Genomic DNA, 6,691 nt, shown 5'->3' with positions numbered 1-6,691 from the left:
TCGAGCATTGTCGCCACAATTGCCAGTAGCATCCCCACAGCCGCTACAATATTACCGTTTCTCGCTGTAGCAGGCGATCCCAGCTTTTTCAAGCCCAGAATGAATAACGATGCAGCGACTAAGTACGTCAGCTGAATGCCAGTTGGTAAAAAGTCGCTCACGCCTTAATCTCCTTCTTCTTGAACATTTGCAACATTCTGTCTGTGACTAAAAAACCACCCACAACGTTGATTGTCGCCAGTATTACAGCAATCAAACCGAGAATTACCGATACACTTGTGTCTTTTGCACCAGCAGCAACTATTGCTCCAAGTACCGCAATGCCAGAAATCGCGTTTGAGCCTGACATTAACGGTGTGTGTAGAGTCGGTGGGATTTTGTTGATGACTTCAAAGCCGATAAAAGATGCCAACACAAATACAAACAAAGCAGCAAGTAATGCCTCTGTCATGAAATCAAAACTCCTTTTGTAAGTGGGAATAGGGCATTGGGCATTGGGCATTGGGCATTGGTTCTTCTCCCTTATCTCCCCTTACTTCCCCTGCTCCCTCATATCCCTAATTAACCGCTGGTTGTTGAGTATTCGATGCTTGTAGAGCATCCCGCACTCGTTGATTGCGAATTTCACCTGCATGGGTAACGCAAGCAGCATCAACGATGTCGTCGCTAAAGTCCACCTGTAAAGCTTTGTCTTTAATTAGCAATTGCATCAACGATGTTACGTTCTTGGCATACAATTGGCTGGCGTGAATTGGCATCGATGATGGAAGATTGATAGGGCCAATAATTGTCACGCCGTTCCATACAATATCTTTACCTGGTTCTGTGCAGGCGCAGTTACCACCCTGTTCAGCAGCCAAATCCACAATCACTGAACCTGGTTTCATTTGCGCCACCATTTCTTCTGTAACGAGCCGTGGTGCTTGTCTCCCAGGCACTTGAGCAGTGGTAATTACAACATCAGAATTCTTAATGTGTTCGGCGACAACTTCTTGGGTGCGTTGTTTGCTAGCCTCAGAAATTTCCTTGGCGTAACCGCCAGCTGCGACGGTTTCTTCGTCTAATTTGACTTCAACAAATTTTGCCCCTAAGCTTTGCACTTCTTCTTTGACGGCGGGACGAATATCAAAGGCTTCTACCACTGCTCCCAAGCGTCTGGCGGTAGCGATCGCTTGCAATCCAGCGACACCAGCGCCCATAATAAATACTTTGGCTGGAGCGATCGTACCTGCGGCTGTGGTTAACATCGGGAAGTATTTCGGTAATGCCGCAGCGGCAATTAATACTGCTTTGTAACCTGCTAATGAAGCTTGCGAGGACAAAGCATCCATACTTTGCGCCCTGGTGGTACGGGGAATCATCTCCATACTCAAGGCTGTGACTTTCCGATTAGCCAGTTGCTGCGCTACAACAGGATTTCCTAAAGGATTGAGGAAACTGACTAAAACAGCCCCTTCCTTTAACAAATCAATTTCTGAACGTCCATCTTCTCGTTCTTGCGGTGGACTGACTTTCAGCAGAATATCTGTTTCGCCCCATAATTTGGCAGTATCGCTGATTATTATGGCTCCTGCTGCTTCATAGTCAGGATCGCTAAAAAACGATCGCTCTCCTGCACCTGCTTCTACCCACACTTCCAAACCTTGTTTTACCAATCGGGCAACTGTGTCAGGAATTAATGCCACACGACGTTCACAAACTTCAATTTCTTTAGCAACTGCTATTCTCATGAAATCTCCTGAAGATAAATACTTAATCTCTGCCAAGTAAGCGATTGTCCAGATGATGCGTGTCCCGCACTCATAGTACTTAGGCAGGAACATCAGCCATGAATTTTACTTGTAGATTGAACTTTGAATCTTTCCTCTCCCACTCTTAGCTCTCCAGCCAAAGCCTCACTTTGCCGCTCGCAGATGTCATATTTTCAGATAGTTGCAAACAGGGTTACGTATTGCACATCCTAAATTGATTCCCAAATTTTGCATCTTTATCTTTAGCTTGTTTTCGGGATTGAGAAATTTTGGTATTCCTTTCTTATAGAGTAATATTGACCGAATTTTGAAAGCTTGATAATTTCCCAATCAAATTTTAATGATTACGACTTCGATTCCAATCCAACTTATTTTAATCAATTTAGCCCAACTTAACTGGCGATCGCTGATGGCATACCTCAATTTTTATAACAAAATTCTCAAATTTAGATACACTTATACATATTTAGAAACACAATCCAACCCCTAACTGTGTTTATATCTAGTTCAGATTTGACCTAACTTAGTAATCAAATCAGGGCTATATAAGGGTAATGAAGCAAATCTGCTATGCGCTCGTTTTAACACTAAGTAATTATACGGCTGCCTAAAATTCAGATAGAATGACACTTTTTTTGGAAATTAAACGTCCATTGTCAGGAAGCCAGTAGTAAAGTTTAGTAAAGAATACTAGCACACAGTTATTTTAGATAACAGATTTATATTTTCGTAGAGGAAGCCCAATTATGCGACGTTTACTTTCTGCTTTCGCCGTGACTAGCTTTTTGGTTACTGGATTACCAGCCTTGACTTTGGCACAAAGCTTACCTGGATTTACGCTGTTTAGCGGCGTCAAACAAGAAAATCAGCTACCATTCCGGTTAGATTTTGGTGGACAAGCTAATGGTTGGGATCGATACATATTGAAGATTCCAGCCAAAAGAATGAAATTGGCAGTTGGTCAATTTGCCATTACCTACCCTGATTATTACAAAGGAACTTTTGACCAGAAAAAAATTCAAGTAAAAGTCAAAGGTAAAGCAGTTCCGCTTTCTGAGGTGAAGTGGGACAAAGAAGGTAAACTGATTAATATTTTTCCTCAAGAGCCAGTGCCAGCAGGTAGCGCAGTCGAGGTAGTCTTATCTAACGTAAAAAACCCCTCCTTTGGTGGAATGTATTATTTTAACTGTCAAGTACTCTCCCCTGGGGATGTGCCGCTACTGCGCTACATGGGAACATGGATTTTGAGCATTAGTTAACAATAGGGAGTAGGGATATAACCAATCGGCGATTCCCAATTCCCTAACAAAGTGATAAAATTGGAGATTGTGAGTTTTTATAAAAATCACCTAAGAGGAGAAGAGTATGAAAAGAACACTGGGCGGTACTAGCCGTAAGAGAAAAAGAACTTCTGGTTTTCGCGCCAGGATGCGGACACCAGACGGCAGAAACGTGATTAGCGCCAGAAGAAAAAAAGGCCGTCACCGTCTGGCTGTTTAGGGCATATCAAGCTAAAAGAGCATCTGTGGCTTTGCCCAAAACAAATCGGCTAAAATCCCGAAAGGATTTCCAGGCAGTTTTCCGAGAAGGAATTCGGCGTCATGGCTCTTATTTAACATTGAGAGCCTTAGTGCGATTCGTTGTTTAGTGAATCACGGTAATCAGTCCGTACATAACTAAACCAGCCCGACAGCAGATTACTGTCACCAAAGGGCTGAACTCTCGGTCAGATGCAAGTGTAAGCCTTGCCATTCAGACTCAGAATTGACTCCTTACCTGCCCACACCGAACAAGCTCGATTCTTGTAGAGTGAAGCTGGGAACAGGGCGCAATCAGACAGCCGTTGCGGGCTGACACTGGCGCTAACAGGGAGTTCCCATGATGAAACAGAACCTAAAAAAGCGACTCACTCAAGGGCAAGGGCGCAACGTAAAACCCCTGACCCCACTGGAGATTATTCCCGCCGAAACCTTAGGGCAATTAACGGCAAGAGTCTAGGGAATCCAGTAGTCGAATTGGTTACATCTAAAGGAACAATCAATCTCTCCGAGGGAACGAATAAAAACGAGTTGTGGGTCTAGGGGCTTTTCGTTCCCCAAGTAGCCCAGACGAGCGGAGGAATCCCCACAATTCGGGTAGGACAGACCGTAATTGGTCTGAGGTGTTCAGAATGCACAAACTCTAGAAGAGAAAATGATTAGACACAGTTTAAAAACTAGTGAATCTTGGAGAGCCTTACCGTGGAAGAAATTCCGCCGTACCCTTTTCCGCCTTCAAAAGCGAGTGTACAAAGCTGTTCAAGTTGGAGACAAGCGGAAAGCAAGGTCACTCCAAAAGCTCATTCTTAAATCTACCTCGGCTCGATTTCTTGCAATTAGACTTGTATCTCAGCTAAATGCTGGTAAAAAGACGGCTGGTATTGATGGCAAAAAATCCCTAACCTTTAGCGAACGCTTCTATCTAGAAGAACGGTTAAGAGTTAATAGCGGAAATTGGAAACATCAAGGCTTACGAGAAATACCCATCCCTAAAAAGGACGGAACCACCCGAATGCTTAAAATACCAACCATCGCGGATAGAGCTTGGCAATGCCTCGCAAAATATGCACTAGAAGCAGCGCACGAAGCCACATTCCACGCTAGGAGTTACGGGTTCAGAACTGGGCGCTCTACCCACGATGCACAAAAGTACATCTTTGATAACCTCCGTTCTGCTAGTAATGGAATAGAGAAACGAGTTATAGAACTCGATATCGAAAAATGCTTCGATAGGATTAACCACTCAGCAATAATGGACGAACTCATCGCCCCTAAAGGCTTAAAACTCGGAATTTTCCGATGCCTCAAGGCAGGGGTTAACCCAGAATTCCCCGAACAGGGAACACCTCAAGGGGGAGTGGTCAGCCCACTATTAGCAAATATCGCACTAAACGGGATTGAGAGTATCCACAGATACAGGGATAAATGGACAAACTGTAGAGAGACATCAGTCCGATACGCGGACGACATGGTTATTATACTCCGACCCGAAGACGATGCGACAGAGATACTTGAAAGAATCAGCGAGTTCCTCCGCCAACGCGGAATGAATGTAAGCCAAAAGAAAACCAAAGTTACCGCCGCGACAGACGGGTTTGATTTCCTCGGCTGGCACTTTAAAGTCCAGAAAAACGGAAAGCTCAAAAGCACTCCCTCAGTGGACAACTTCAAAGCGTTCCGTAAGAAAGTAAAACACATCGTCAACAACTCGAATTATGGTGCTACCACAAAGGCTATGAAATTAGCCCCAGTAGTTAGAGGTTGGAGAAATTACCATAAGTTCTGCAAGATGGACGGGTCAAAAAACTCGTTACACCTCATCCAAAAAAGAGCTTACACGGTATTTAACAGGGAAACCAAACAAAACCGCTACTCTAGCAAGAAATTACTAGACAAAGGATTCCCAAAAGTCCCTCACTCCGAGAATAAACACGTCATGGTTAAAGGAACAAAATCCCCCTATGACGGAGATACAGCCTACTGGAGCGAACGCAAAAGCAAGCTCTACGACGGCGGAACCTCTATTGCTCTTAAAAAGCAAAACCATAGATGTGCCTCCTGCGGTCTGAAATTCATTGATGAGGAACGGGTTCACCTGCATCACATCGACGAAAATCACGCCAACTGGAAGAAAAATAATCTTGAAGCAATTCACGAGAGTTGCCACGATTACAAACACATGAGCAAAAGCGCAAGCTGAGAACATCGGAAGCTGGGTGCGGTGAAAATCGCACGCCCAGATTTAACTGAGAGGTGCGGGGAATAATATCCCCCATCGACTCAACCAGAGTCAAGATATTCCTGAATCGGTGGTTGAACCAAATCTACCTGTGTACATCGAAGCATCCGAATCGGACTACATCTGGGAACACTATCGCCCTTTGCGCTCCGTTGGTAACTCTGGCTGGCAACCGTCTGATGTGTGGCGCGAGTTGAGGGTTGATAATTTCTGTAGGTGAGTAATATGAATGCATTTGTGTAAGTCCTGCTGAAATGTAATTCCTCAGCTACAGCAATAAAGTAGCGCAGATTTCGTAGTCTTATATTTTTGATATTTTATAAGTATCAATTTTAGATAAATATATATTGGACATCTCAAAAAAGGCTACATATCATACTCGTACAGAGATTTGATTGAGGCCAGAGCAATGAGTGAAAAAACAACGTCAGAGAATTTCAGAAGTAAAGTTGTTACACAAGGGGTACAGCGATCGCCAAATCGGGCTATGCTGCGTGCAGTAGGTTTTCAAGATGAAGACTTTAAAAAAGCAATTGTCGGTGTGGCTAATGCTTACAGCACCATCACTCCCTGTAACATAGGGATTAATCAACTAGCACTCATAGCTGAAGCTGGAATTAAACTAGCCGGGGCAATGCCGCAAATGTTCGGCACAATTACTATTAGTGATGGGATTTCGATGGGAACTGAGGGAATGAAATATTCCCTAGTGTCACGAGAAGTGATTGCTGACTCCATTGAAACCGTTTGTAATGGTCAAAGTATGGATGGCGTGATTGCCATTGGTGGCTGCGATAAAAATATGCCAGGGGCAATGATTGCAATGGCACGGATGAATATCCCAGCTATCTTTGTTTACGGTGGGACAATTAAACCCGGACACTACAACAGCCGTGACTTGACTGTTGTGAGTTCTTTTGAGGCTGTGGGTGAATACAGTGCTGGTAAAATTGACGACGCCGAACTGATGGAAGTAGAACGCCGCGCTTGTCCTGGTGCTGGTTCTTGCGGTGGGATGTTCACAGCCAATACTATGTCCTCGGCCTTTGAAGCGATGGGCATGAGTTTACCTTATTCTTCCACAATGGCAGCGGAAGATGACGAAAAAGCCGATAGCACTGAAGAATCAGCCAAGGTATTAGTAGAAGCAATTCGTAATCAAC

General features: G+C 44.1%; 7 protein-coding genes and 1 pseudogene. 5 read left to right on the top strand and 3 right to left on the bottom strand.

The genetic code is table 11. The annotated features are described in order from the left end of the window. From IQ229_RS07785 to IQ229_RS07775, 3 genes are all read right to left on the bottom strand, one after another. A partial coding sequence (locus tag IQ229_RS07785; RefSeq protein WP_194042666.1) for an NAD(P)(+) transhydrogenase (Re/Si-specific) subunit beta occupies window positions 1-161 on the bottom strand: 161 nt, incomplete at its 3' end. Beyond that, window positions 158-451 carry an NAD(P) transhydrogenase subunit alpha part 2 gene (locus tag IQ229_RS07780; protein WP_069071329.1) on the bottom strand — a complete coding sequence of 98 codons (294 nt, stop codon included), beginning with the start codon at window positions 449-451 and terminating at the stop codon, window positions 158-160. The genes IQ229_RS07785 and IQ229_RS07780, both read right to left, overlap by 4 nt. Window positions 452-557: 106 nt before the next feature. Next, window positions 558-1,730 (bottom strand): Re/Si-specific NAD(P)(+) transhydrogenase subunit alpha, encoded by a 1,173-nt coding sequence (locus IQ229_RS07775; RefSeq protein ID WP_194042664.1) that lies wholly within the window; start codon window positions 1,728-1,730, stop codon window positions 558-560. Between the two features lie 767 nt (window positions 1,731-2,497). Between IQ229_RS07775 and IQ229_RS07770 the strand changes: the two genes are divergently transcribed. The 5 genes and pseudogenes from IQ229_RS07770 to IQ229_RS07750 all read left to right on the top strand — a co-directional run. Beyond that, window positions 2,498-3,010, top strand: coding sequence for a DUF2808 domain-containing protein (locus IQ229_RS07770; RefSeq protein WP_194042662.1), 513 nt, complete (start codon window positions 2,498-2,500; stop codon window positions 3,008-3,010). A 106-nt stretch (window positions 3,011-3,116) separates the two neighbouring features. After that, complete coding sequence (rpmH, locus tag IQ229_RS07765) at window positions 3,117-3,251, top strand: 50S ribosomal protein L34 (protein ID WP_084227158.1); 135 nt, start codon at window positions 3,117-3,119, stop codon at window positions 3,249-3,251. Window positions 3,252-3,276: 25 nt separating this feature from the next. Beyond that, window positions 3,277-3,381: pseudogene (locus tag IQ229_RS07760) on the top strand (ribonuclease P protein component); the annotation flags it as partial. Window positions 3,382-3,944: 563 nt separating this feature from the next. Further along, on the top strand, window positions 3,945-5,489 hold the full coding sequence (locus IQ229_RS07755) for a group II intron reverse transcriptase/maturase (RefSeq protein WP_194042660.1): 1,545 nt from the start codon (window positions 3,945-3,947) through the stop codon (window positions 5,487-5,489). Between the two features lie 448 nt (window positions 5,490-5,937). After that, the coding region (locus IQ229_RS07750; protein WP_194042658.1) for a dihydroxy-acid dehydratase domain-containing protein at window positions 5,938-6,691 on the top strand (754 nt) is incomplete at its 3' end.

Origin of the sequence: Nostoc cf. edaphicum LEGE 07299, from assembly GCF_015207245.1 — a bacterium.
Taxonomy (GTDB): Bacteria; Cyanobacteriota; Cyanobacteriia; order Cyanobacteriales; family Nostocaceae; genus Nostoc; species Nostoc edaphicum_B.
The sequence above is the reverse complement of the archived record's forward strand: the minus strand, read 5'-3'. Positions and strand labels throughout refer to the sequence as shown.